Raw genomic sequence first — 24,281 nt, 5'->3', positions numbered from 1 at the left:
GCCGGGCTCGGGGCGTTCGGCCTGCTGGCGGTGGTCTTCGCCCAGCGGCACGGGCAGGCCGCGGACGCCGCCTGGGTGGAGGCGGCGCTGGCGGCCGGCAGCGCGGTCGGCGGCCTCGTCCTCGGCGCCCTCGACTGGCGGGCACCGGCCCAGGTCAGGCTCGCCGTCCTCACCGCGGCGTTCGGTGGCACGCTGGCCCTGACCGCCTTCGCCCCGACGCTCCCGCTCCTGGCGGCCGTCGCCGCCCTGGCCGGCCTGGCCGTCGCCCCGACCCTCACCACCGCCTACCTGCTCACCGACGAACTCGCCGGCTCCGGCCGCCGCACCCGGGCCGGCGCCTGGGTCAACGCGTCGTTCAACGCGGGCAGTTCGGGCGGAACCGCGCTGGCGGGCCTGCTCGCCGACCGGCTCCCGCTGCCCGTGTGCCTCGCCCTCGCCGCCACCCCGGCCCTGGCCGCCCTCACCACCGCCCGGCTCGGCGGGCGGCTGTCCGAGGCCCTGCCCACCGGCGGGCCGCGGTAGCCCGACCCCGTCCGTCCTCCTGCCCCGGCGCCGGGGCAGGGCCGGCCGCGCGGGACGGGACGGGACGGGACGCACACCCTGGTGCCGGGCTCCCCGGCCCGGGGGTGCTTCCGGGTGGTCGACGGGGAGAAGGCTGCGTCCACCGGCTCCCCATGTCGGCCGGTCCGGCATCCTTGCGGGCAACCGGCCCTTCGGCCGAGCCAGGTCCTGCCTGCCCGGGCCTGCTCGCCGGTCACGGCCGACCGTGCATCGGCTCATCCCTCGAAAGGCAGCACAGCAACTCATGGACCGCAAACCCGGATACATCTACACAGCCGCCTCCATGGAAGGCAGCGTGGACGGCGTGCTCGTGGCCCCGGACGGCACCGTGTACGTCAGCGACGCGAAGAGCCACATCGTCGTCAAGGTCGACGCGGCGGGCACGATCACGACGTTTGCCGGTAACGGCACCAAGGGGAAGAACGGCGACGGACACCCCGCGTCGAAGGCCCAACTCGATTCCCCGAGCGGGCTGGCGATGGACGGTCAGGGCAACGTCTACATCGCCGACCAGGTCGGCGTCGTGCGCAAGGTCGGGCCGGACGGCGTCATCTCCACGTTCGTTCCGAGCGGCACGCTCGAACGCCCGGCCGGGCTGGCGGTGGACGCCACCACGGGCGACGTGTACGTCGCCGACCTCGGTGCCAACCGGGTGTACAAGGCCGGCCCGCAGGGCGGCGCAGTCTCGCTGTACGCCGGGAACGGTGACCCGGGGCCGCCGCTCAACGGTGCCCAGGCCACGCAAAGCACGCTCCCGCATCCGTCCGACATCGCCACGGACGGACAGGGGAACCTGTACCTCTCCTCTTCCTCTTCCGACGCCCCCGTCGCGAGCGTGGTGCTGAAGAGCGACCAGACGATCCACCTGCTCGAACTCCCCGGATTCCGCCGTACGGACTGCGGATTGGCGGTCGACGGTTCGGGCAACGTCTTCGTCGGCGACACCGGCGGCGAGGGCGACAACGTCGACCCGAACCTGGCGGGGGTCTGGATGTTCGCACCGAAAGACGGAAAACCCGTGAGCCACCCACCTCAGTGGACCCCCTACTGGATCACTGCCATCGGAGAGGGAGCGCTGGGGGACGGGGGACCGGCGTCCGAGGGGCACGTCACGTTTCCCGGAATGCTCTCCGTGACCAGCGGCGGCGACCTCGGCATCGGCGACAGCGTTGCCAGGCGAGTACGGCTGATTCCGTCGGCGCCGACGGCGAAGGCCTGCGCGCTGGAGATCGACTTTCTCGCTCCACCCACGGCCACCCTGCGCGTTGAGTACAAGACGGGCGTGTGGACCGACATCTCCGGCGGGAAGGGTTGGTACTGGCCTCTCGACCAGAGTGGGACCTACCCCGTCTCCATCGTCGGCGGAGGCGCCGGTTACATCGCCCTCACCGTCACCGCCGGTCGCGTCGACATCGACGCCGCGAACACCCGGCTGCCTCAGAGGGTCACCGTCTCCCGAATCCCCAGCGACATCAACAGGTTCGCGTTCAGCTTCGAATCCTGACCGCCCCCGACCGGTCGGCGGTTGAGGTTCTGACCTGTTGCGGCGTCGGAGTGAAAGGGCAACCCGCCCTATGACAGGAGCTTGCCGCCGGTACCCCCGAACCATAGGTTCGCCTACGAATGCCGGGAGTGGTCCGACAGGGAGACCACCCCGGAGACGAGAAGAGGCTGACATGCCGGACGACGACAAGCCCGCCATCACTTCAGAAGACATCTCATTTGGACGACTGAGTAGTCTTTAGGCGTGACGATCGTGGAGCGCCTGGTGCCGGATGAGCTGTGGGAGCTGTTCCAGTTGGTGGTTCCTGCAGCGCCGAGCCGGCCGCAGGGCGGTGGCCGGCGCCGCTACGGGGATCGCGAAGTGCTTGCGGCGATCGTCTTCGTCGCCACCTCGGGGTGCACGTGGGCCCAACTGCCGCCCTGTTTCGGCCCGTCCGGGCCCACCGCCCATCGCCGCTTCACCGAGTGGAGCAGGGCGAGGGTGTGGGCCAAGCTCCACCGGGTGGTCCTGGAGGAACTCGGCGCGCGAGGAGAACTGGACTGGTCGCGGTGCGCGGTCGACTCGGTGAACATGCGGGCCCTGAAAAAGGGGAGTTGACGGGTCCGAATCCTGTGGATCGGGGCAAGTACGGGTCGAAGATCCATTTGCTCACTGAGCGCACCGGTCTGCCCCTGTCACTGGCAATCTCCGGTGCCAACCTCCACGACAGCCAGGCCCTGATCCCGCTCGTCGACGCCATCCCGCCGATCCGCTCGCGGCGCGGCCCGAGGCGACGTAGACCCGGCAAGCTGCACGGCGACAGAGCCTACGACCACCGCTTCATCCGTTCCTACCTGCGCCGTCGGCAGATCCCGGCCCGCATCGCCCGCCGAGGAATCGAGTCGTCCCAGCGCCTGGGCCGGCACCGTTGGGTGATTGAGCGCACCATCGCCTGGCTCGGCGGCTTCCGCCGACTCCACCGCCGATACGAACGCAAGGCCGACCACTTCGCCGCCTTCGCCAGCATCGCAGCAGCCCTCATTTGCACCCGGCGACTGTCCAAATGAGATGTCTTCTTAGGCTGACTCCATCGGTCCAGGAGTTGACACGGGGGCAGGCGGCGCGCTCGGCGGTTGCTGACCAGGGATGCTCGCACGACCAGGTTGCTGCTGGCCTCTGCCCTTGTGGCGCTGCCGCAGGACGAACAAGGTGACAACGCCGATCATGGTCGGCCCCGCCAGAATCCCCGCCAACACCTCCTGCTTGTTCAGTGCTTCGATCACAGACCCGCAGAGCATTCCGACGCAGAGGACGAATCCGGCCACGAGACCGCCCATGGAGAGACGGTAGGAACGCTCAGCCTGACGCTCCTGGGCTTCGCGTTCAGCTTGCCGGGCTCGTTGCTCAATGTCGAGTTTTTTCATTCTCACCGCGTGGGAGCGCTTGAGCACGGGTTCCAGCGCCACCAAAGCGATTTTAAGGTGTTCTGGGGGGAATTTAATCCATTCCCTCAAGATATCCGCGGAGCTCGGTTCGCGGTCGGCGCCACGGTTGGGTGTCATCACTGCTGCCCTCCATCGTCGCCGACCAGAACCACATCCGTGTCTCCTGGTCGCGGAGCCGGGGGCGGACCCAGGGCCCGGAACAGTTCATCAAGTCCCTCCGCCAGATGGCGGGAAGCGGTTGGCAGATCTTCATCATCCGCCAACCACGCAAGATCGGCATCTCGCTCACCGAACTGTGTCGAAAGCTCATCCGCAGGGTGATCGACGGAGAGGACGATCTCGCCGTCAACCAGCGCCCTGACTGGGTCCTTCTCCTTTGGAGCGTGGTGTTGCCGTGTCACCTGGCCCGACTTGTCTTGGCCCGGCTTCCTCGGTGGCTGCGAGGGGCGATTCACCAAATGAAATATGGACAACCCCACGAGCAGGATAATCATGAAGTACTTGACCACACCGTGGAGCCTTAGTCCATCCAAGTATTTGATTTCCTCGAAGTACTTGACTCCATCGTTGACCCATTGCATCAGGTGCAAATTCAAGGCAGGCCACCTCCTCCCAAGGCAGGCCGGCTCCATGCCACGCCTGCTGCGACGGTGAGGTTGTCCCCGACAGGCGACAACCCGCGAACGGCGGCACGGGGTACGTGCTTCCAACAATGCTGCCACACAAGGCTGTTGCCGGAAGGCATGTTGCTTGGATCTCTGGAAGAGCCGTCGCCCGGGGCCTGACGGGCGGTGCGGTAAGCGACTAGAGGTCATTTCATTTGGGTTTGTAAGTTGCTCATGTGAAGATCGTGGAGCGCTTGGTGCCGTAAGGGCTGTGGGAGTTGTCCCCGTTGGTGGTGCCGGCAGCTTCGAGTCGGCCGCAGGGCGGTGGCCGACGCTGTGACGGGGATCGCGAGGTGCCGGCGGCGATCGTCTTCGTCGCCAAATCGGGGTGCACGTAGTGGAGCAGGGCCGGATCCCGTCGATCGGGGCACGTACGGGTCGAGGATCCACCTGCTCACCGAACGTATCGGCCTGCCCCTGCCACTCGCCGTCCCCGGCGCCGACAGCCACGACAGCCAGGCCCTGGCCCCGTTCGTCGAGGCGATCCCGCCGACCTGCTCGCGGCGCGGACCCCTGCGGCGCAGGCCCGGCAAGCTGCACGCCGACAAAGCCTACGAACACCGGTTCATCCGGGCCCACCTGCGACGGCGGCAGATCCCGGCCCGATCGCTCGCCGCAGTGTCGGCTCCTCCCAGCGCCCCGGGCGTCGCCGTTGGGCGATCGAGCGGACCATGGCCTGGCTGGGCGGCTTCCACCGACCGCACCGCCGCTACGAACGCAAGGCCGACCACCTCGCCGTCTTCGCCGGCACCCTCATCCGTACCCACCGACTCTCCAAATGAGACGACTTCTCAGTGGAACCCTCCGACATCGCCCCGGGCGACGACATCGTGTTCAACGGCGTCCATCTCGGACTGGTGACCGTCGCAGCCTTCTACGACAAGAGTGGGAAGAACAAGCTCTACGACGTCCCGGCCAAGGTGGCCGGAAAGGGAACCGAGGTGCACGCGTCCCGCAAGGTGGACGACAAGCTGGCCGCCCAGCATGTGTTGGCCAAACTCGTGACCAGCGAAGGCGACGAGATCCCGGCCCCCAAGACGATCACCTTCGTGGACGCCTGAGCCACGGACGCGACGCACCCGCTCGATCGCGACCCCACGGGCCGCCCGGCACACACCGCCCGGGCGGCTCTCGCGTGTCAAGCCTCGACGCCCCTGCGGCGAGGAGTGGTTGGGCATTGCGGCTGGCGGCCCCGACCCGGTCGCGAGCACCGTGGGCGGCCTCAGGGGCCGCCGAACTTCCCGCGGCGCCGCATGGCGCCCGGTCCACCCGGAGTGGGAAGTCGGGCCGGCCGACTTCCCACTCCGCTTCGCGGCCGGTGGGGGTCAGTCCTGGGAGAGGATCCAGTTCTGGTCGGGGGTGCCGGGCAGGCCGGCGCCGGTCGGGCCGCCGCCGTTGTTGGGGGCGGGGGAGCCGGTGACGGGCTGGTCGACGCCGGTGGTGTGGAGGACGAGGCCCAGGTCGCCGTGGCTCCTGATCAGGGTGGTGTCCTGGCTGTTGTCGATGATCCAGCGCTGGGTCAGGTCGCCGCTGCGGCAGGTCTCCTGGACGACGGCCTGCCCGATGCCCTTGGCGGTGACGCACTTGCCCGAGGTGCTGCCCTTGACGGTGAAGACGCCGACGGACTCGTAGGCGTAGTCGACCTTGTCGAACACCCAGGTCTGGCCGGCCGGAGCGGCGGCGCGGGCGAGGACGCCGGTGCCGGTGCCCTCGTCGAGGTAGGTCTGGTCGCCCTGGACCTGGAGCTGCCCGGTGAAGTGGGTCAGGCCGGCGGACGCCGGGGCGCTGTTGAGGACGGCGATGCCGGTGAAGGCGACGGTCGCCCCCGCGAGGGTGGCGAGGGTCTTGTGGGTGATGAGCCTCATGCGACCCGACGGTACGCCAACGGACCGACGGCGGACAGGAGATGGGGCGACGCCAAGGAGAACGGAATCCCGTCCGGGCCCTTGTCCGACCGGAACGTCTCCTCCGCTCGCCGCCTTGGTCAGAGCCGGAGGAGTTCGCAGAAGCGGTCCAGCGCCTGGTCGGTGCGGCGGCGGTCGCCGGTGGTCGTGAGGTCGAACAGGAGGCCCCGGATGACAGCCATGACCAGTGTGGGGGTGACGGTGTCGGCAGGGCCGGCGGCGATGCCGCGGACCGTGGCGCCGAGGGTGTCGAACCAGCCCGTGATCGCCTCGGCCTGGTCCGGGTAGTTCTCCGGGTGGGCCAGGCCGTCGGCGTGCACCTCGAAGATCAGCCGGACGTACGGAGCGCGCTCGGGTGCGCTCATCCAGGCCCAGATGCCGCGCAGGTGCTCCTCCGGGGACGCCGCTGTCGGCGGGAGGTTCGCGGCCAGCCGTGTCGCACCGCGGCGGCGGGCCTCGGCGAGGACGGCGGACACCAACTCCTGCTTGCTGTCGAAGTCGTAGAGCAGCATGCGCGGGCTGGTGTCGAGAGCAGCGGCCAGCGGCCGCAGGCTCAGCCCGGCCAGGCCGTGCGCCAGTACGTAGTCGGTCGCCCGTGCCAGTGTGCGCTCCCGCCGGGCGGGGTCCGGGGGTCGTCCCACGGTGGATCGTCCTCTCGGTGCTGCGGATCTGAGCCTGCGCCAGTATATGGTACGACTGTTTCAATAACGGGAGGGGACAGCCATGCACGCACTCGACCGCGCGCTCGCACTGGGCGCCGGAGGCCTCGTCGGCACGGCCTGGATGGCCGGGCTCGCCGGCGGACTGCGCCGCGACGGGGTGGATCTCGGCGAGGCCGATCTGATCGTCGGCACCTCGGCCGGCGCGATCCTCGCCGCACTGCTGGCCACCGGCCAGGACCCCGGCCGGCTCGCCACCCCCGTACGTCCTGCCGGCTCCGGCAGCACCCCGCCCCGGGTGGACGGGCGCCGGCTGGGCGAGGTGTTCGCCGTGCTCGGCGATGCCGCCTCGGACCCGGCCGAGGCGTGGCGCCGGGCGGGCCGGATCGCGCTCGCCGCCGAGACCGGACCCGAGCAGGCGCATGTCGCCCGGATGCGCGCGATGGCCGGCGCGGACCAGTGGCCGGACCGGAAGCTCCTCATCACCGCCATGGATGCCGGGACCGGCGAACCGAAGGTGCTCGACCGTGCCAGTGGCGCGCCGCTGTCCTCAGCCGTGGCGGCCAGTACGGCCTTTCCCGGCATCTACCCACCGATCACCATCAACGGCCGCCGGTACATGGACGGTTCCCTGCGGTCGGCGACCAACGCGGGCCTCGCTGCCGGAGCCCGCACGCTCGTCGTGATCGACCCGCAGGCGCACCTGTTCCCCCGCGAACTGCTCCACCGGGAACTCGCGGCCGCGGGGGCGCACACCGTGGTGACCATCGAACCCGATGCGGCGTCAGTACGCGCGTTCGGCCCGAACCTGAACGACCGCACGACCTGGGAACCGGCCTACCAGGCCGGTCTTCACCAAGCCGCCGAAGCCGCGGAGCAACTCCGCCCCGCGTGGAAAACCGCAGCCGGCACGGACTGAACGCGGCCCGACCCCCGAAGCGGTGCCGCGACTCGCCGGCCCCACCCCCGGCCCTACCGGCAAGACCATGATCTACGGCTGGAGTAGTAGGCCTCCGGCCCGTTACGTCCCCGACCCGCGCCCGCCTACGGTCCTTGCCGTGGATACGACAGGGATTCTCGACGAAGCGCTCCACCGGCTGCACGGCACGGGCCCCGAGCGGCTCGGGCGGCTCACCAACCACGCGCCGATGGCCGTCGAGGCCCTCGCCGCCCACGGGCAGGCGGGGGCGGTGCACCGCTGGCTCGACCTGTACGCGCGGAGGCTGGAGGAGTTCCCGTCCCGCGTCGAACCGGTCACGGACGCCAACTGGCGCTCGGCGCTGGGCGATCCGAGCCGCTTAGCCGACTGGATCGGCCACTTCGAGCGGGAGCTGGCGGAGCGTCCCTGGCGCGAGGTGCTCGCCCGGTGGTGGCCCAGGCTGCTGCCCGGCCTGTACGGAGGCTCGACGCACCCGGTGATCCGGGTCGGCCACGCGGTGCGCACCCTGCTGGCGGGCGAGGCCGCCGGGACCGCCGCAACCGGACCGAGGCTGGCGGAACTCGCCCACGGCCTCGGCTACTGGGCCGCCCGCCACCGGCCCGTCGCCGCACCCGCCCGACTGCCCGGCGCCGCCGGCGCGGCCGCCGCGCTCGACGCGGTGCCGCCCATCGCCGTCCGGGACGGCGGCTTCCCCGACCGGCTCGACCGCGTCACGGCCCTGCCGGTGTGGGCGGACGCGGTCACGGAACCGGGGGAGGCGTACGGCCGCCTCACCGAACTGGTGCGGGCGGCCACGCACCGGTACGCCGCGTACGGCCACGGCGAGGAGACGATGCTGGTCCACGCGGCCACGGCCCCCAACGCCGTGCTGCGCACGCTGCCCGCGCTCCCGCGGGCGCTGTGGCCGGCGAGCCTGCGGGCGGCCTGGACGGCCTCCGCGGCGGTGACGGCGATGTACGCGCCCGCCGCGCCGGTCGCCTGCGTCCCGCCCGGGGCGTTCACCCCCGAGGAGGTGTTCGAGCGGGCCCTGGCGCACGGGGACGAGCACGTCATCAAGCTGGCGGACACGGCCCTCGACGTCGGCGACGCACCGGCGCTGGCGGCGGCCCTGCGCGCGATGGAGCTGAGCGACCCGCTGGGATGAGGGGTACGCGGGGTCACGAAATTCGTCCGGCGGTCCCGTCGTCGGATCCGTCGGCGTGAACGTGTACATCAGGGCGGCAACTCCCCGACGGCACCTGCCACATGCCTCCGAAGGCCGACCCCCGACGCCCCGCGCGACCGCCGCGCACCGACCCCCGCCGCCCGGACCGGACCGGGCGCCCCGTGAGCGTGCACCCCACCGCCTCCACCGCGAAGGAGTCCTGATCATGGCGAAGCTCATCATCGACCTGGTCGAGCGCACCGTTGCCACGTACGCAGCGTCGTTCCTCGGCCTGCTGCTGGCGGACGGGTTCGACCTGACGTCGATCAGCGCGCTCAAGGCGGCGGCACTGGCGGCGCTTCCGGCCGCGCTGACGGTGGTCAAGGGGGCGGTCGCGTCCCGCGTCGGCGACCCGCAGTCGGCCGCCCTGCTGGGCCGCAGCCGGGAGTGACCCGGCCCGGGGCCGGCCCCACCCGGCCGGGGCCGGCCTCACCCGGCCGCCGGCCCGCCCCACGGGGTCCGCGCCGGGTCGCCGCCCGTCCACGGCGCCCGGCCGTCCTCCGCCAGCACGCTGACGAGCCACTGGAAGTGGGGCTCCTCGTCGAGGTGGTGGGAGGAGCCGGGCAACGGCCTCAGCGCACCCTCGCGGAGGCGGTCCCCGAAGAGCACCACCGACGTCGCCCCGCTGTCCTTCGACGACCGCCAGACCAGGCCCTGCGCCCAGGGGGCCGTCGCCCGCAGGGCCCTGGCCCACTGCCGGGTCCTGCGGTAGTCCTCCTTCGCCCCCCGGACGAGCCACTCGCCCTGGCCGACGGCGGCCAGGTCCCCCGGCTCGGCGAGGGACACCAGGCAGGCGTCCACGGTGAGTTCCACCGCCGAGATCACCCGGTTCCTGGCCTCGGCCTTCGGGTCCTCGGCGGGCCCGTCCCGGCCCTCGTCGAGGAACACCTCGAAGACCGCCGTCCGGGGGCTCAGGGCCGCGTAGTAGTACGGGTACGGCTCCTCGGAGGTGCTGTCGAAACGCCCGCCGCGCGGGGTGCCCCCGGTCGGGCCGGGGTTGAACTCGACCGGCGACCGGTGGGAGCGGTGGACGCGGTGCAGGACGGTTCCGCGGGGGAGCAGGTGCCGTCTGGGTGCGGTGGTCATGACGGTGAACCACTCAGAGTCGCTGGTGTGTTCCGGTCGACGTCAGCCCGGCCGTCTCTTCGAGGGCCGAGAGGAAGGCATCGCGGGTGAGGTTCTTGCGCGCGAGGAAACAGATGTCGGTCAGCGGCGACTTGGGGTTCTGCCGCAGGTACCCCACCGCGGCCGCGACCATGCGCTGCGCGGTCGTCTCCCGGTCCCCGCGGCCCGAACCGACGCCCAGCGGCGGGAAGACGATGGACCGCGGCGGCTTGTCCGCGCCCAGGCGGGCGGCGGCCGCAAGCGCGTTGGTCACGCAGCGGTCGATCCCGCCGATCTGCTGGAAGCCCTCTCCCGGCTCGCCCTGGACGGTGGCCACGTGGACGACGAACGCCACGTTGTGCGAACGCGCGAGCTCACCGGAGCCCGTGACGATCGCGACACCGGGGGCGACCGGCGTCTTCCCGCGAACCTTCGCGGAGAGCTCGTCGGCGATCACGTCCTCGACGATGTGCCCGAACTCGTCACGCCTGGCGCCCTCGTACCTGATGGTGCCGGAGATCGAGCGTTCGAACTGGCTGGACATCTGCATCTCGGTGTTCTCGGAGTTCACCCAGATGTCGACGGACTTGAGGTCGCGGAGATTACCGGTGATCAGGCAGATCCGCTTGCCGCGGACACCGTCCAGGAGGAACGGGTGAACGACGAACTCCCGCAGGGTCTCGGGCGCTTGATCAGTGCGGGTGGCAGCGGTGCGCTGACGCGGAATCCGGGCCGGGGGAGGGGAGGCGTTGCCGCGGTCGATCTCGGTGACCCTGCCGTGCACCCACATGATGGCGCGCAGGACGACGAACACGAAGGCGCCGGCCCCGCCGAGGGAGAACCCGAACGCCGAGCCCTGGACCTCGGTTTGAGGAAAGAAGGCGAAGAGGACGAGGGTCGCTGCGAGGGCGAGGCAGAGCCAGGCGTACGTCATGGTGGCCTGGCCGCGGGTGCCGGCCGGGCCGGGGGAGCGGTGAAGCAGGAGGGCCATGCTGAGGACGAGCAGCACGGTGGCCGCAGCGAGTACGGGGACGTTGACCGACAATCCGCACCACCCAGGGGAGTCCGGTGTTCCGGGGGCTCCTTACCCGGGCGGGCGCGGGGACATGCGAGGGGTGCTTCAGGGGCGGTGGGTCGGGAACTCGCCCCCGCGGACGGCTTCGATGAAGGAGGTCCAGGAGGAGGAGGGGAAGAGGAGGGCTGGGCCGTCGGGGTCCTTGGAGTCACGCACCGGGACGGCTCCGGGGAGGAAGCCAAGGGCCGCCTCGATGCACTCGCGTCCGTCGCCCGCGCTGTAGCTGCTCTTGTGCCAAGTGGCCTTCTTGAGATCGACGTTCTGCAAAGCGGTACTCCTCCATCACATCGGCGATCAGGGCGCGGGAATCCCCTCGCGAGAGTGCATCGGCACGCACCAGGTCGAAGTCCTGCCTGGACTCTGCGACAACCGATGGGGCGTCACTGAATCGCCCACGGTACAGGCTCTCCGAGTACACGCATTCCTTCCCGTCCGGCATCACCATCAGGATGATGGATGTCGACGGCATCACCAGCGCCGGGCGATCGAACGGAGCCACCTCGACCACGATGTTCGAGCGCTCGGTCACCGTGAGCAGGTGTTCCATCTGCCGCCGCATCACGCCCGGACCGCCGATGATTGAGCGGATTGCACTCTCGTCAAGCACCACCATGAGTGTCGGCCCGTCAGCAGCCAAGAAGCGGCGCTGCCGCTTCAGCCGAGCTTCGACCCGCTCGGCCATCAGCTTCGGGTTGTTGCGCGCGTTTCCGGCGCGCATCATCGCGTGAACGTACTCTTCGCACTGCAAGAGGCCGTTGATCCGGTTGTACTGAAGCACTCGAATCGCCAGGGCTTCGTCCTCCAGCTCAGTGAACATCCCGAACCAGTCCGAACTTTCGATGTCCGCCTGCCAGTCCACCCGTTCCCAGAGTCGGACCAGCATGCCTCCCATGGCCAGGAAACCGTCGATCCGTTCCACGGTATCCCGGTTCATCGACCTCCTGCCGCCTTCGAACCGGGTGATCACCGTGCGGTCGACGTGCAGCAGCTTGCCCAGTTCCTCCTGCGTGTAGCCAGCTCGCTCGCGTGCGAAGCGGAGCGCTTCGCCGAACATCTCCGCCGGGCTCACGGTCGGCCCGCTACCAAGACGCCGATGTGCCATGTGTTTCTCCTTCAGGTGCCACGGATCTCTACACAGCGATTTGGTCGCCACCGTATCTCCAGCACCTCGATGATTGAGGCCGGAACGCAGTCAATTGCATGCATAGCGTGACGCGCGCTCCCGTCGTACGCCCCCTCCGCCCCCTGAGGTGCACCCCCATGCTCACCACCCGTCGCCCCCGCATGTTCGTCGCGCGCCTCGACTCCCGGGCCGAATCCACGCCCCTGGCCCGGTACTTGCTCCGCGCCTACCTCTCCGGCCTGTCCGACGGAGAGTGCTACGCCGCCACCGCCGAACTCCTCCTCGGCGAGTTGTTCGCCAACGCCGTCCAGCACTCCGATGCCCCCGATGACTGCCACATCGAGGTTCGCTTCGCCCTCACCCCGGACCACCTGCTGCGCCTCGAAGTCCACGATGCCGACAGTGGCCACCCCACCCTCCGCACCGCCGGCCCGGACGACGAGCACGGACGCGGCCTGTTCCTCGTCAACGAACTCGCCCACCGCTGGGGCTGCGAGGCCCGCCTCGGCGGCATCGGGAAGTTCATCTGGGTCCTCGTCGCCCCTGCCGTCGCTCCCTCCCTCCTCACCGCTTGAAAGCCCGACCCTCCATGAACCTCACCACCGTTGCCCGCCACGCGCTCACCCGCGGCCACACCCCGGCCGCCACCTACGCCCTCCTCGCCCGCCGCACCCAAAAGCCCCTGCCCTCCGCCCGCGCGGTCTGCCTCGCCCTCACCATTCCCCTCGCCGAGACCACCCGCCGCCTCGCCGACTGCCACGACGCCCTGCTCGCCGACCCCCGCCCGAACTCCGAAACCGACACCGGCGAAGTCCTCGAAGCCCTCGGCGTCTTCGACGTCCCGAAGTCCCTCACCGACACCGGACTCGCGGTCGTCGACCTGTTCCTGACCGCGATCGGCGCCATGGGTGGCATCCGGGCCGGCCACCGGCACGGCCTCCAGCGCTGGTTCACCACCGGCAACCTCACCACCGCCTACCTCTCCCTCGCCGCCGCCCGCCCCCTGCCCCGCACCGGCAATCCCGCCCAGTACTGGACCACCCTCGTCACAGCCGGCGAACTCCTCGCCACCACCCCCAGCCCCGACCGCCGCATCATCTACGCCCTCGTCCACTGCCGCACCCAAGCCGCCACCCTGCGCCAGAAGTCGGACCCGCCGACTTCCCGCGCACCGGTTCGGTAGGCCTGGTACCGGTACGGTGCGGAACATGCTCCGCCTGTGGTCGGAGCCCTGGGGCTCCGACCACAGGCTGTGTCCCGGCGCGGCCCGCGCGGTGTCGGCCGGCTGTCAGTGGGGACGGCGACCTGCCGGTGGGATGTGAGCGGCCTGCGGAACCTTGTGAAGGGACGGCGCGGCCGATCCGCCCGCCGTCCCTCCAGACCACTCCGAACTCCGGGAGCCCCGCCGTGCCAGCCACCCCCTCCGTACCCCAGGCCGCGCCGTGGGACGTCCACCAGCTGCCCCGTGCCGACGGGAAGAACGTCCTGGTCACCGGCGGCAACGCGGGCATCGGGTACTTCGTCGCCGAGCAGCTCGCCGGCACCGGGGCCACCGTCGTCCTCGGCAGCCGCGACAGAGCGAAGGCCGAGGCCGCGATCGCCTCCATCGGCTCGCGCGTCCCCGGCGCCAGGGTGACGCACCTGCCCCTGGACCTGGCCGACCTCGGCTCGCTCCGGGCCTCCGTGGACGGGCTCGGGCTGGACCGCCTCGACGCCGTCGTCCTCAACGCCGGTGTGGCGCTCGACCATCCGCCGCGCCGCGAGACCGGGGACGGCCACGAGCTGATGTTCGCCACCAACCACCTGGGCCACTTCGCGCTGACCCACTGCCTGGGCCCCCTGCTCACGGCGACCCCCGGGAGCCGGGTCGTCACCACGGGCAGCTTCGCCGCCAAGTCCGAACGCCTGGACCTCGACGACCTCCAGAGCACGCGCGACTACCGGCCCAAGCGCACCTACGGGCGCTCGAAGCTGGCCCAGATGCTCTTCGCCGTCGAACTCGACCGCCGACTGCGGGACTCGGGCAGCACGACGCTGAGCGTGCTCGTCCACCCCGGCGGCGCGCTCGACTCCCTCACCCCCTCCCGCCCGCCGCTCCACGTCCGCACCACCGGCGAGCGGCTGCGCCACCTGCCGCTCGGGCTCGTCGTCCAGGGCAAGGACGCCGCCGCCTGGCCCGCCGTCCGGGCCGTGCTCGACCCGGGTGTGCGCGGCGGCCGGATGTGGAGCCCCCGCGCGTTCGGACTGCGCGGCACGCCCAGGGCCGAACCCCTCTGGGACCACCTGACCGACACCGCGACGGCGGCCCTGTTGTGGGAGGCCAGCTGCGACCTGGTCGGCGACGGGCTGGCGCCCGCGCTCTGAGGCTGACGGCCGTGCGTGGGAAGTCGGCCGGGCCGACTTCCCACGCGATCGACCCCGTTCTCCGCGGTGGCGGCGGGGCCCCGCTGCTACCCGCTACCCGCTACCCGCCGGGTGCGGGCGCGTGGCAGGTGATCAGGGGGTGGTCAGGCCGAACCAGTAGTCGAAGGTCTCCAGCAGTCCGTTGAAGGTGTTCAGGGGGCCGATGGTGCCGGAGACGACGGTGAGATCGCCGGACGCGACGAGCTCGTCGGGGGTGGCGTCCGCGATGGCGAGGCGGTTCAGGCCGGAGCGGGTGATGCCGTACGTGGCGTCGGCGTCGTCCGGGGCGGGGTCGGGCGTGTAGACGAGCACGCCGTTGCGGAGCCGGACGGTACAGTCGGCCGGATCGCCGGGCAGGCCGCCGGTGACGGCGAAGCCGAGGGTGAGCGGCGACGTGGCGGCGGCGGGGCCGTTGAGGCGGATGCCGAGGTAGTCGAAGAGCATGTCCAGCTGCATGGCGGCGAGGACGGGCTCGGTGATGACCTGCGGGCTGGGCAGCGGGACCGGGGTCCCGCCGGTGGGCCGGGTGCGCAGTTCGTTGGCGGCGGCGAGGTAGAAGTTGCGCCACGGACCGCTCTCGGCCTGGTAGCCGAGCTGTTCGAGGACGTCCGCCTCCAGCGCGCGGGCGTCGGTGTCGGTGGGGTCGGCGAAGACCGCGTGGGAGAGGAGTTCGGCGGCCCACCGGTAGTCGTCGGGGCTCTTGGCGTTGTCGTACGCCTGCCGGGCGATCTCCACGACCCTGGCCGCGCCGCCCAGGGCCTCGACGTACCGGGGCCCGGACGCCTCGGGGGGCAGGGTGTGCAGGTGGGCGGCGTTGCCGTCGTACCAGCCGAGGTAGCGCTGGTAGACGGCCTTGGCGTTGTGGTTGGTGGTGCCGTAGTAGCCGCGGTTGAACCACTGATCCGTCAGGCTCTGCGGCAGCGCGTCGTCCAGGTCCTCGGCGATCTCCGTCATGGTCAGGCCGTGGTTGGCCAGCCGCAGGGACTGGTCGTGGAGGTAGCGGTACAGGTCGGCCTGGCTGGTGAGGAAGGAGACGATCGCGTCCGGGCTGTCCGGGGTGTTCCAGCGGGGCCAGAAGTGGCTGGCGAACAGGGTGTCGGACTTGTCGCCGAACCACGCGACGGACTGGTTGAGGTACTCCGACCAGCTCTTGGCGTCCCGGACCTGGGCGCCGCGCAGGCTGTAGAGGTTGTGCAGGGTCGGGGTGGCGTTCTCGGCCATGCACAGCGCCCGCACGCCGGGCAGGTAGAAGTTCATCTCCGACGGGGCCTCGGTGCCGGGGGTGAGCTGGAACTCCAGCTCCAGCGGCCCCAGTCGGTGGCGCGTGGGCCCGTCGGCGTCCGCCGTGATGCTGATCGTCGGGGGCACCAGGCCCGAGAGGCCCACGGAGGTGTTCTTGCCCAGGCCGGCGTCGACCTGCCCCTGGGCGGACCGTTCCAGCAGCGTCCCGTACATGAACATGGCCCGGCGCTGCATCGCGTTCCCGGCGTAGACGTTCTCGCTGACGGCGTGTTCCAGGAAGCCGTCCGGCGCGACGACGTCCACCCCGTCCGGCACCGTGCCGCCGTCGAACAGGCCCCCCACGCCGGCGTAGTGGTCGACGTGCGAGTGGGTGAAGATCACCGCGCAGATCTCGCGGTCCTCACCGCGGTGCTGCCGGTAGAGCGCCAGGGCTGCGGCGGCGCACTCCTCGCTGATCAGGGGGTCCACCACCACGATCTTGCGGGAGTGGAGGGTGTGGTCCTCCAGGAAGGTGATGTTGGACAGGTCCATCCCGCGGACCTGGTAGACGGCGTCCTCGACGACCTCGAACAGGCCGGCGTTCATGTTCAGCTGCGCGTTGCGCCACAGGCTGGGGTTGACGGTCTCCGGTGCTTCGCCGGTCAGGAACGAGTACGGGGCCAGGCTCCACGCGGGGACGTCCGGGTTGGAGGCCTTGGGCACGGTGAAGTCCGAGGGCAGGGCCGCGATCAGTCCCTGGGTGGCGAGGGCGGCCTCCGGGTCCTGGTCCGTCGGCGGGACGGTCACCGCCTCGTTCAGATCCTTCGTCAAGGCGGTCGCCGGCTGGGGCACGTTGCTCGCGGAACGGGTCAAGGGAATTCCCTTCGCTCGGCCGGGGTACGCCCGGCAGGGGGCTGGGTTCCACCAGAATCTCACTGACAGCAATCGAATTGATGCATGCTGTCACCGAGCGGCCTGGAGATCCTCGCAGCCGGTGGCCGTCGTCACCAGGGTGAGAACCGGCCAAACCGCCGGCGGCCGGGTGCCGCTCGCGGCCGATCGGGGCGGCGTGGTGTGGTGGCCCGGGCGCTCGAAGGCCGCGGCCGATCAGTTCCTTCGCTGCTCGGACGTCCTCACGCCGCCACCAGGCGCGGAGGCAAGGAAGTGCCGGCCCCGGAGAGCGACCGTCCAGCCGGGGCCGTCGGACGCTGCCGGGACGTCCAGCTGCCAGCCGTTCGCGAACCGGACGTTCAGGGTGCCCGCGTCGTCGGCGCGGACCTCGGCGACCACCTGGTCGAGCAGCTGCGTGACCCTGTCCAGGTTGAGCCGCGCCGCGGCGTGGACGGGAAAGGCTTCCGTGCCCGCCGTCAGCTCGGCCGGCCCGTGCGCCTCGATGCCGTGCGGGCCGATGTGCAGCCGAACGGTGCTGCCGAGGACCACCTCGCCGACGCCCACTCCGCGCATCGGGCGGAGGTCCCAGCCGTCTTCGACGCGGTCGATCCCGTTCTCCATGGGGGCAAGGCTACGGAGCGGCGCGGCCGGGGGGCGCAGCCGAGGGGTGCGGGTGGCCGGCGGGGCGGGGATCAGCCTGCGTGCGGGGGCCACGGGCCGGCGAGCAGCCGCCGGGCCTCGGCGACGATCGCCGAGGCGGTCCCGGCGCGCGGGCCGTGGCCGGTCGACTCCCAGGCGTCGACCAGGTCGACCAGCGGCCGCAGTGCCTCGGGCCGGCCCAGCGGGCCCCAGCCGTCGTGGGCGATCGCACCGCCGCCGGTCGCGGGTGCCGCACTTCCCGTCACGATCAACCGGAGCCACCAGCGGGCGAGTTCCCAGCGGGCCGACTCCTCCGGGAGGGCGGTGCCGTCGGCGGGAAGGTCCGGGGCGAGGCCCAGTTCGGCGAGCACCTGCCCGAACAGCGCGCCGGCCCGCCCGTACTCGTCGCGGGGCAGGCCGGCGAGCGGGGGGAGGGACGGGGCCTCGACGCCGAGGGCCAGCGCGACCAGCCCGGCCCGGACCATCTGGTCGTCGTGGACCCGGCGGCCGATCAGCTGCTCCAGTGCCAGCATCCGCAGGTGCTCGACCGCTTCCTCCGGGGTCGTCGCGCAGGGGTCGTGTGGTGTGGTGAACGCCGTCTCCGGGCAGCCCTCGACGATGGTCGACCAGAAACGGACCGTGGCACGGGCCCGGGAACGTCCGGTCGGCTCGGTGTCCGGTTGGTCGTTCGGCCGGGTGCCCGGCTGGTCGTTCGGCCGGTCGTTCGGCCGACCGGTGAACTCGTGCCGGACGTAGTCGGCGAGGTCGTCCCCGTAGCGGATGATGTCGCTCTGGTGGACCGAGAGCACCGGGTGGCCCGACTCGCCCGGCGTGCCGGGCAGGTAGCGGTGGCCGTAGACCGGGACCAGCCGTGGTGCGGCCGCCAGTGCGGTGCGCGCGATCCGCAGCGCGTCCGGTGCCCCGGTGGGCCTCGGTCCCCAGCCCGGGTACCAGAACCCGTTGTGCGTGACGTCGAACAGCACGCCCTCGACCGGCCGGGACAGCCGCTCCCGCAGGTCCTCGGGGTCGCCGTGGCGCCAGTCCGGCCACTCGCGCGCGCCGTGCGGGAGCCCGGCGGCCAGGAAGACCCGGTGGTCCGCGGCGAACCGGAAGCCGAACCGGGCCTCGACCCCGTCGAGTTCGCCCTTGCTCAGACCCGGCCCAATCTCGGCGCGGAGGAGGTGCTGGAGATCCTCGGCGGCTTCGGGGGTGAGCGGGCGGGGCGACGAATCGATCACGGGGGCAGCGTAGTGGTCCGTACCGGTACCGGAGGGGGCGGAGCCTGTGAGGCCGGGCGGCTCTTCCGAGGGGCCGGGGCCGGGCGTCAGTTCAGGGCCGGTCGTCGGGGTCGGCGGCCCGGGCTTTGGCCGCGGCGCCGGGGCGGGGTGTCCCGTCGACCGCGACGCAGATGCCGAAGACGCGGGCGTGGTTGGTCCAGCCGTTGATGCGGCCCCGGTTGTTGCTGATCTGGACGCGCTGCCTCGCCTGGTCGAGGGACGACACCAGGCGCAGGTAGACGGTGCCGGCGGCGCGGGCGAGGACGATGTCCCCGGGCTCCAGCTTCGACGGGTCGACCGGGGCGACGGCCACCAGCTGCCGACTGCGGATCAGCGGGACCATCGAGGAGCCGCTCGGCCGGAACTCGACGGTGGCTCCGCCGGCCACCCTTGCCGCCACCGCGTCCAGTGCACCCATCCGGTGATCGTGGCAGACGCGGTGGGTGCGGGCCCACCGGTTTTCCGGCGTCACCTCCCCGCCGGGGAGGCGGGCGTTGACGCGTCCGTGAGGGCGGAGCCGCACTACCGGGGCGGTGCCGGTTCCTTCCGGAGGAGCTCCTCGGCGGAGCACATGCCGTCCGGGTCCAGGTAGAGGCAGATGTTGAAGCCCTTCGCATCGTGCTGGACCTGGGCTTCGAGGCCGCACCAGCTGGGGGAGTCGGCGTTGTCCGGCGATATCGAGAAGTTCGTGCCTTCGTCCGCCGAGCCGCTCGGTTCCCAGACCCGCCACTTGCCGGCCTTCATGCTCGTGGAGCAGGAGTAGCCGTGCATCGCGTGCTCGATACCGTCCACCGTCAGGCTGTGGTCGGCCGACAGGTGCACCCTGGCACCGGCAGTGTTGCTCCAGTCCCCGACCAGCTCGGCCTGCGTGAGTACGGCTGCCTCGCCGCCGGCGGCGGCGCACGAGGTGCAGGCGAGTACCAGGCACCCGACGACCGCGGCCACCCGTCCGGCGAACCCGCCGAGTCGGTGGGCCGTGCGGTGCGCCCGGCCGCCCGGGTGCGGTGCCGGCCGTCTGCCGTGGCCGGCTCCTTTCGGGCCGTCGTGTGCTGGATCCATGTCCCACCCCTTGGTTCGGGAGCGTCGGCGCATGCGCGTGCCCGGCGGGCCGGCGATGCTCCGCCGCGTCCGGGCCAGCCTTGCACATGTTTTGAACCCGTTCAATTTGCGAGGGCCGATGGATCGGAGCGGCCGCCCCGGGCTGCCGAGGCGCTGGTCGCAGACGTCAGGCACGGGCGGCGGCGGTGGTGGTGACGGCGGTGGCGTCACCTGTGGCGCGCGGCGGTCCTCTCACTGGTCCTCCTCGGGGGAGCGGGGGCTGATGCCACGGTTGTTCCCGTACGATCCGACCGGTAGGCCCCCCGCAGGGGTGGTGCGGGCGGCGCCGGGTTGACGCGGATTCAGTCGGCGGAGAGCACCGGGCGGCGGGCGGTGGTGCGGTAGCCCAGGTGCTCGAAGGCCGCGGCCATCGGGGTGTTGGCCAGGTCGGTGTCGGCACGGACCTGCTGGGGATCGGTCTCGGCCGCCAGGATCCGGGGGGTCTCGGCGAGGATCTCGTCCGCGTACCCGTGGCCCCGGTGCCCGGGCAGCACCCCGAGGTAGCCGACCACGGGGGAGGCGTGGTTGCGCGAGGGGATGGCGAAACCGACCACCTCGCCGTCGGGCGTACGGGCGGTGCGCCACCAGGAGCGCTCGCCGGGCATGGTGTCGCGGTAGAACGCGACGTCCGCGCGGGGCTGGGCCCCGGCGCCGATCCGGGCGGCCTCCCGGCGGGTGGCGGCGTCGAGGCTGCCCTCCAGGACCCGGCGGAACAGGCCGGCGAAGACCTCGTCGTCGGGCTCGGCGCGGAAGAGCAGACGCTCCGACGGCTCCCGGAGGCCGGCCCGCTGGGTCCACTCGTAGCGCAGCCGCTCCACGCTCGCCGTCAGCCCGACCCGGCAGGCCGCCTCCTGAGGCCAGGCCACGCCCGCGACCGCGTCGGGGCGGTCGTGTCAGTCGGCGGGGAGGAACAGGTGGTACGCGGGCGGGGCGCTCGCGCCGGCGGCGGCGAACGCCGGGTGCGCGGCGGCGAGCAGCCCGGCGGCCGGGGCGGTGCGGTCGGTGGGCAGGGTGGTGCGGTCGGGGGGCCGGGGTGGGCGTGGTCGGTGGCCGGCCGTACCGCGTGGTGGACGAACACGGCGTCGAGGGCACCGGGCGACGTGTCTTCGGGGGAGCCCCACCAGACGGCGAGGGCGAGCGGCGCGGTGCCGGGGGCCTCCTCGGCGACCCACGTCCACGCGGGGCGGTACTCGCGGGCGGCGAGCCGGGCCCGGTACGTGTCGGCCGTGAGGTCGCAGGCCGGGTCGGCGACGAGGAGGGGGAGGAGGCGGTCGATCTCGGACGCGAGGGTGGGGCGGGTGCGGGTTCGGGTGCCGTCGGGGCGCACCCGATCATCCCCGCCACCCCATCGCCGCGCACCGGAAGTCGGCCCCGCCGACTTCCGGTGCACACCCCCCAGGCCGCCTCAGCACAGCCGTCGGCCGTGTCAGTGCCCGGTGGTAGGCATGGGCCGCAAGAACAGGAGGGGTACGCGTGACGACCGGTGAAGGAGAGGAGGCGAGATGAGTACGAGGCTGTATCTGGACAGTGCCCGGCAGCCCCGGACGCCGGACGGGTCGGCGGGGGAGTGGGCCGACTTCTTCGACGGGGCGATGGAGCTGGAGGCCAAGAACTGGCCGCCGCTGCTGTGGTGGGCGATGTTCGGCCGCGCGGACCTCGCGGAGGCGAGGATCGCCGACACCGAGGACGCCGGAACCGTGGAGCACGCGGAGCTGCTGGAGGAGTGGGGCGAGGCCACCTACCCGTACCTGGTGGTCGACCAGCCGACGGCGCTGGCGCGGCTGCGCGCCCGGCGGGAGGCGCTGACCGGCCTGCTCGGCGAGCGGTTCGCACCGCTCTACGACGAGTTCGTCGCGCTCGTCGACGCCCGGTTCGGACCCTACGTGCTGCTGCGGACCGAGGCGTTGGCCGACGGCGGTGAGGACGGTGAGGGCGGTCTCCGCAGGGTTTTCGAGGAGACCCTGGCCGACCTGGAAGGCCTCGACGCGGGCCGCGCCCCGGCGGCCGGCGGGTGCCTGGACGACCTGGTCGGGTACTTCCGGCGGTGGCAGCACACCGACCCGGTCTGGCTCTTGGCGGGCGCCGGCAGGGGATGGCCGAGCGCCGGGCTGCGGGAGCGCCTCGCCGTCGGCGCCGGCGCGGCCGGGCGGCCGTCGGCGGCCGGGGGACGGGTGCGGGGCGCCCTGGCCGGGCTGGTGGCAGGCCTCGTCCGGAGGAAGGGGTGAGCGGCTGGGGATGAGCGGCTGGGTGCGGGCGAGGGTGGCGGCCTGCTTCGGGGTCAGGGCTGTGCCGTGGGTGAAGGCCTTCCGGAAGGCTTGCTTGCCCGGGGCGGCGGTTCGGTTGGTGTCGGCGTCGGCGGTGAGCGGCTGGGTGCGGGCTCAGTCTGCCGTCGGGGTGCGGGCGAGTTCGGCGGCTTGCTCCGGTGCCAAGGCCGTGCCGTGGGTGAAGGCCTCCCGGAAGGCCTGCTCGCCCAGGGCGGCGGTCGTGCGGGCGGTGATCCGGTCGACGTCGGCGCGTTCCGCGGCGGGCAGTGGGGCGCCCACGCTGCGCCGGGCGGCGTCGGCGGCGCCGAGCAGCAGTGCGGCGCGGGCCGGGCCCTCGGTGCCGGCTGCGAGCGACTCGGCTCCCGCCAGGCCCTCCAGGGACAGTGCGAACGCGCGCGGCTCGGCGAGGGTGAACGCGTAGTCCAGGCCCCGTAGATGGTGGGCGAGCGCCGCGGGGCGGTCGCCGCGCAGTTCGGAGGTGAAGCCCAGCTCGGCGTGCCGCAGGTGGTCGCCGACCGGGGACACGAAGCGTGCCAGCATGCTGAGCAGCCGTGCCTCGGCCTCGTCGAGGGCGCCGGAGCGGCGCGCGCCGAGAGCGAGGCCGGTCTCGGCGGCCGACTCGCCGAACCGGTAGCCCTGGGCGACGGCCAGCTTCCGGGCCCGCTCGTGGAGTCCGGCGGCGCGCGGCCAGTCCTCGGCGAGCAGGGCGAGGCGGCCGAGCCCGGTGAGCCGTGCGGACACCTCGGTGTGCAGGCCGAGTTCCTCGGCGAGCGCCAGGCCCTGCCGCTGGCGGCGTTCGGCCGTGGCGTAGTCGCCCATGATCTGCGCGTACGTGGCCAGCGGCGAGACGGTCTGCAACTCGCCCCAGCGGTCGCCGAGTTCGTGGAAGGCCGTGGCGGCGCGCACACCGTCGCGGTCGAGGTCGGCCAGGTCGCCGGTGAAGAGCCGGTGCAGCGTGCGCAGCGCGAGGCCGGCGGCGACGCCCCAGCGGTCTCCGGCCGCCTCGAACAGCGCCACCGCGGCGTCGTTCAGCTTCGCGCTCGCCGCCACGTCGCTCGCGCTGAACTCCCCGTACGCGCAAAGCCACAGGGCCCGGCCGCGGCGGACCGGGTCCGGCACGCCGTCCGCGAGGCCGTGCGCGGCGCTGTGGGCGGTGCCGTCCGCGAGGCCGTGCGCGGTGGCGTCGGTGATGCCGCCGACGGCCGCCGCGGGCTCGCCGGTCATACGGGCGAACGCGTAGTGCAGCAGCGCGAGTTCGGCATCGCCCGGGGCGGCCTCTACGGCGGCGTGGAGGCGGCGCCTGGCCTCGGTGAGTCGGCCGCGCAGGAGCCACCACCAGCACAGCGAGACGGTGAGCCGGGCCGCGTCGGACGGCCCGGACACCCCGGACGGCCCGGGCCGGGTGAACGCCTCGTCGAGGGCGGCGCGCAGGTTCGCGGCCTCGGCGTCGAGCACCGCCAGCCGGCGCTGCTGGCCCGCGCCGCGCAGCTCCGCCTCCGCGCCTTCGGCGAGCGCCAGGTAGTAGCGCAGGTGCCGGCGGCGGGTGTCGGCCGCGTCCGCCATCTCGTGCAGCCGGTCGAGGGCGTAGGCGGCGACCGTCTCCAGCAACCGGTAGCGAGTGCCCGTCGGGCCGGTGACGACCACCACCAGCGACCGCTCGACCAGCCGGGTCAGCAGGTCCAGGACGTCCGCCCGGTCCACGCCGTCGCCCGCGCACACCGCCTCGGCCGCGTCGAGCGTGCAGCCGTCGCGGTGCACGGCCAGGCGCCGCAGCACGATGCGTTCCGGCGCGCCGAGCAGTTCCCAGCTCCAGTCGATCACGGCGCGCAGCGTCCGCTGGCGGGCGGGCGCGTCGCGGCGGCCGGAGGTCAGCAGCCCGAACCGGTCGCCGAGCCGGTCCGCCAACTCGCGGACGCCGAGCGCCCGGACCCGGGTCGCGGCCAGTTCGAGCGCGAGCGGGATGCCGTCCAGGCGCTCGCAGACCTCCGCCACCGCGGCCAGGCCGCCGTCGTCCTCGGCCGCTCCGAATCCCGGTGCGGCGGCCGCCGCCCGGGCCAGGAACAGCGCCTGTGCCTCCGCCGGTTCGAGCGGTTCGACCAGCACGACGGCCTCGCCGGCGACCGCGAGCGGCTCCTGGCTCGTCGCCAGGATCCGTACCCCCGGCGCGGCGCGCAGCAGCAGGGCGGCCAGCTGCGCGGCGGCGTCCACCACGTGCTCGCAGTTGTCCAGCACGAGCAGCACGGACCGCTCGCGCAGCGCCTGGACCAGGCGTTCGGCGGGCGCCGACGGGAGGCCGAGGCGCGGGGCGCCGGTGGGGCTGTCGTC

At 72.4% G+C, this 24,281-nt stretch carries 26 protein-coding genes and 1 pseudogene; 12 read left to right on the top strand and 15 right to left on the bottom strand.

Annotation, left to right across the window (positions count from 1 at the left end):
• From BU198_RS09520 to BU198_RS09510, 3 genes are all read left to right on the top strand, one after another.
• Positions 1-522 (top strand): MFS transporter (locus BU198_RS09520; protein WP_411293165.1); only part of this gene is annotated, 522 nt, incomplete at its 5' end.
• Positions 523-805: 283 nt separating this feature from the next.
• On the top strand, positions 806-2,065 hold the full coding sequence (locus tag BU198_RS09515; RefSeq protein ID WP_188296404.1) for a hypothetical protein: 1,260 nt from the start codon (positions 806-808) through the stop codon (positions 2,063-2,065).
• A 249-nt stretch (positions 2,066-2,314) separates the two neighbouring features.
• Positions 2,315-3,111 (top strand): IS5 family transposase gene (locus BU198_RS09510; RefSeq protein WP_411293166.1). Its coding sequence is split into 2 segments (ribosomal slippage): positions 2,315-2,660 and positions 2,660-3,111, totalling 798 coding nucleotides; the frame shifts between segments, so codons are not numbered across the junction.
• Positions 3,112-3,120: 9 nt separating this feature from the next.
• On the opposite strand, the gene BU198_RS09505 is transcribed toward BU198_RS09510, so the two are convergent.
• Together BU198_RS09505 and BU198_RS09500 are read right to left on the bottom strand one after the other, a co-directional pair.
• Positions 3,121-3,609, bottom strand: a complete 489-nt coding sequence (locus BU198_RS09505) for a hypothetical protein (RefSeq protein WP_188296403.1) — start codon at positions 3,607-3,609, stop codon at positions 3,121-3,123.
• Positions 3,606-4,085 (bottom strand): hypothetical protein, encoded by a 480-nt coding sequence (locus BU198_RS09500; protein ID WP_188296402.1) that lies wholly within the window; start codon positions 4,083-4,085, stop codon positions 3,606-3,608. Before BU198_RS09500 ends, BU198_RS09505 begins: the two co-directional genes overlap by 4 nt.
• 278 nt (positions 4,086-4,363) lie before the next feature.
• Between BU198_RS09500 and BU198_RS09495 the strand changes: the two are divergent.
• Positions 4,364-4,936: pseudogene (locus tag BU198_RS09495) on the top strand (transposase).
• Between the two features lie 12 nt (positions 4,937-4,948).
• Positions 4,949-5,215, top strand: coding sequence for a hypothetical protein (locus tag BU198_RS09490; protein ID WP_188296401.1), 267 nt, complete (start codon positions 4,949-4,951; stop codon positions 5,213-5,215).
• 264 nt (positions 5,216-5,479) lie between these two features.
• On the opposite strand, the gene BU198_RS09485 is transcribed toward BU198_RS09490, so the two are convergent.
• Both BU198_RS09485 and BU198_RS09480 read right to left on the bottom strand, forming a co-directional pair.
• Positions 5,480-6,019 (bottom strand): RICIN domain-containing protein, encoded by a 540-nt coding sequence (locus BU198_RS09485; RefSeq protein WP_188296400.1) that lies wholly within the window; start codon positions 6,017-6,019, stop codon positions 5,480-5,482.
• A gap of 119 nt (positions 6,020-6,138) precedes the next feature.
• Positions 6,139-6,699 (bottom strand): TetR/AcrR family transcriptional regulator, encoded by a 561-nt coding sequence (locus BU198_RS09480; RefSeq protein ID WP_188296399.1) that lies wholly within the window; start codon positions 6,697-6,699, stop codon positions 6,139-6,141.
• A gap of 82 nt (positions 6,700-6,781) precedes the next feature.
• Here BU198_RS09480 and BU198_RS09475 point away from each other — a divergent pair, with 82 nt between their 5' ends.
• The 3 genes from BU198_RS09475 (at position 6,782) to BU198_RS09465 (ending at position 9,252) form a co-directional block, all read left to right on the top strand.
• Entirely contained in the window at positions 6,782-7,636 is an 855-nt protein-coding gene (locus BU198_RS09475; protein ID WP_188296398.1) for a patatin-like phospholipase family protein, read from the top strand.
• A 139-nt stretch (positions 7,637-7,775) separates the two neighbouring features.
• Positions 7,776-8,801 (top strand): questin oxidase family protein, encoded by a 1,026-nt coding sequence (locus BU198_RS09470; protein ID WP_317620042.1) that lies wholly within the window; start codon positions 7,776-7,778, stop codon positions 8,799-8,801.
• 226 nt (positions 8,802-9,027) lie between these two features.
• Positions 9,028-9,252: a holin gene (locus BU198_RS09465; RefSeq protein WP_188296396.1), complete on the top strand. Its 225-nt coding sequence runs from the start codon at positions 9,028-9,030 to the stop codon at positions 9,250-9,252.
• Between the two features lie 38 nt (positions 9,253-9,290).
• On the opposite strand, the gene BU198_RS09460 is transcribed toward BU198_RS09465, so the two are convergent.
• The 4 genes from BU198_RS09460 to BU198_RS41960 form a co-directional block, all read right to left on the bottom strand.
• On the bottom strand, positions 9,291-9,947 hold the full coding sequence (locus tag BU198_RS09460) for an RES family NAD+ phosphorylase (RefSeq protein WP_188296395.1): 657 nt from the start codon (positions 9,945-9,947) through the stop codon (positions 9,291-9,293).
• Between the two features lie 13 nt (positions 9,948-9,960).
• A complete protein-coding gene (locus BU198_RS09455) occupies positions 9,961-11,010 on the bottom strand; it encodes a macro domain-containing protein (RefSeq protein WP_188296394.1) in 1,050 nt (349 codons plus the stop codon).
• Between the two features lie 75 nt (positions 11,011-11,085).
• A complete protein-coding gene (locus BU198_RS09450) occupies positions 11,086-11,235 on the bottom strand; it encodes a DUF397 domain-containing protein (protein ID WP_317620043.1) in 150 nt (49 codons plus the stop codon).
• Positions 11,189-12,142 carry a helix-turn-helix transcriptional regulator gene (locus tag BU198_RS41960; protein ID WP_317620041.1) on the bottom strand — a complete coding sequence of 318 codons (954 nt, stop codon included), beginning with the start codon at positions 12,140-12,142 and terminating at the stop codon, positions 11,189-11,191. The genes BU198_RS09450 and BU198_RS41960 overlap by 47 nt, the downstream gene beginning before the upstream one ends.
• A gap of 158 nt (positions 12,143-12,300) precedes the next feature.
• Here BU198_RS41960 and BU198_RS09445 point away from each other — a divergent pair, with 158 nt between their 5' ends.
• From BU198_RS09445 to BU198_RS09435, 3 genes are all read left to right on the top strand, one after another.
• Positions 12,301-12,738, top strand: a complete 438-nt coding sequence (locus BU198_RS09445) for an ATP-binding protein (protein WP_223244159.1) — start codon at positions 12,301-12,303, stop codon at positions 12,736-12,738.
• A gap of 14 nt (positions 12,739-12,752) precedes the next feature.
• Entirely contained in the window at positions 12,753-13,346 is a 594-nt protein-coding gene (locus BU198_RS09440) for a hypothetical protein (protein WP_188296392.1), read from the top strand.
• 224 nt (positions 13,347-13,570) lie between these two features.
• Positions 13,571-14,527, top strand: a complete 957-nt coding sequence (locus BU198_RS09435) for an SDR family NAD(P)-dependent oxidoreductase (RefSeq protein WP_188296391.1) — start codon at positions 13,571-13,573, stop codon at positions 14,525-14,527.
• A 132-nt stretch (positions 14,528-14,659) separates the two neighbouring features.
• Here the strand turns inward: BU198_RS09435 and BU198_RS09430 are convergent, their stop codons facing one another.
• The 6 genes from BU198_RS09430 to BU198_RS09405 form a co-directional block, all read right to left on the bottom strand.
• Positions 14,660-16,660: an alkyl/aryl-sulfatase gene (locus BU198_RS09430; RefSeq protein ID WP_223244158.1), complete on the bottom strand. Its 2,001-nt coding sequence runs from the start codon at positions 16,658-16,660 to the stop codon at positions 14,660-14,662.
• A 234-nt stretch (positions 16,661-16,894) separates the two neighbouring features.
• Complete coding sequence (locus BU198_RS09425) at positions 16,895-17,299, bottom strand: DUF6188 family protein (RefSeq protein ID WP_188296390.1); 405 nt, start codon at positions 17,297-17,299, stop codon at positions 16,895-16,897.
• A 71-nt stretch (positions 17,300-17,370) separates the two neighbouring features.
• Positions 17,371-18,555, bottom strand: coding sequence for a hypothetical protein (locus BU198_RS09420; protein ID WP_317620040.1), 1,185 nt, complete (start codon positions 18,553-18,555; stop codon positions 17,371-17,373).
• A 91-nt stretch (positions 18,556-18,646) separates the two neighbouring features.
• Positions 18,647-19,012 carry a S26 family signal peptidase gene (locus tag BU198_RS09415; protein ID WP_188296389.1) on the bottom strand — a complete coding sequence of 122 codons (366 nt, stop codon included), beginning with the start codon at positions 19,010-19,012 and terminating at the stop codon, positions 18,647-18,649.
• A 104-nt stretch (positions 19,013-19,116) separates the two neighbouring features.
• Positions 19,117-19,653, bottom strand: coding sequence for a hypothetical protein (locus BU198_RS09410; protein WP_188296388.1), 537 nt, complete (start codon positions 19,651-19,653; stop codon positions 19,117-19,119).
• Positions 19,654-19,994: 341 nt separating this feature from the next.
• Positions 19,995-20,558: a GNAT family N-acetyltransferase gene (locus tag BU198_RS09405; RefSeq protein WP_188296387.1), complete on the bottom strand. Its 564-nt coding sequence runs from the start codon at positions 20,556-20,558 to the stop codon at positions 19,995-19,997.
• 636 nt (positions 20,559-21,194) lie between these two features.
• Between BU198_RS09405 and BU198_RS09400 the strand changes: the two genes are divergently transcribed.
• A complete protein-coding gene (locus BU198_RS09400) occupies positions 21,195-21,917 on the top strand; it encodes a hypothetical protein (RefSeq protein ID WP_188296386.1) in 723 nt (240 codons plus the stop codon).
• Between the two features lie 153 nt (positions 21,918-22,070).
• Here BU198_RS09400 and BU198_RS09395 read toward each other — a convergent pair.
• Positions 22,071-24,281: ATP-binding protein (locus tag BU198_RS09395; protein ID WP_411293164.1), on the bottom strand; the 2,211-nt coding region annotated here is incomplete at its 5' end.

The sequence above is a fragment of the Streptomyces sp. CBMA156 genome, assembly GCF_014596515.1.
GTDB lineage: Bacteria > Actinomycetota > Actinomycetes > Streptomycetales > Streptomycetaceae > Kitasatospora.
This window is presented reverse-complemented; position numbering and strand designations above follow the sequence as displayed.

Excerpts from the sequence above, each read along its gene's own strand:
- BU198_RS09445 (WP_223244159.1), top strand. The coding sequence starts at position 12,301 with ATGCTCACCACCCGTCGCCCCCGCATGTTCGTCGCGCGCCTCGACTCC.
- BU198_RS09425 (WP_188296390.1), bottom strand. The coding sequence starts at position 17,299 with ATGGAGAACGGGATCGACCGCGTCGAAGACGGCTGGGACCTCCGCCCG.
- BU198_RS09460 (WP_188296395.1), bottom strand. The coding sequence starts at position 9,947 with ATGACCACCGCACCCAGACGGCACCTGCTCCCCCGCGGAACCGTCCTG.
- BU198_RS09465 (WP_188296396.1), top strand. The coding sequence starts at position 9,028 with ATGGCGAAGCTCATCATCGACCTGGTCGAGCGCACCGTTGCCACGTAC.
- BU198_RS41960 (WP_317620041.1), bottom strand. The coding sequence starts at position 12,142 with ATGGCACATCGGCGTCTTGGTAGCGGGCCGACCGTGAGCCCGGCGGAG.
- BU198_RS09515 (WP_188296404.1), top strand. The coding sequence starts at position 806 with ATGGACCGCAAACCCGGATACATCTACACAGCCGCCTCCATGGAAGGC.
- BU198_RS09415 (WP_188296389.1), bottom strand. The coding sequence starts at position 19,012 with ATGGGTGCACTGGACGCGGTGGCGGCAAGGGTGGCCGGCGGAGCCACC.
- BU198_RS09410 (WP_188296388.1), bottom strand. The coding sequence starts at position 19,653 with ATGGATCCAGCACACGACGGCCCGAAAGGAGCCGGCCACGGCAGACGG.
- BU198_RS09475 (WP_188296398.1), top strand. The coding sequence starts at position 6,782 with ATGCACGCACTCGACCGCGCGCTCGCACTGGGCGCCGGAGGCCTCGTC.
- BU198_RS09440 (WP_188296392.1), top strand. The coding sequence starts at position 12,753 with ATGAACCTCACCACCGTTGCCCGCCACGCGCTCACCCGCGGCCACACC.
- BU198_RS09485 (WP_188296400.1), bottom strand. The coding sequence starts at position 6,019 with ATGAGGCTCATCACCCACAAGACCCTCGCCACCCTCGCGGGGGCGACC.
- BU198_RS09400 (WP_188296386.1), top strand. The coding sequence starts at position 21,195 with ATGAGTACGAGGCTGTATCTGGACAGTGCCCGGCAGCCCCGGACGCCG.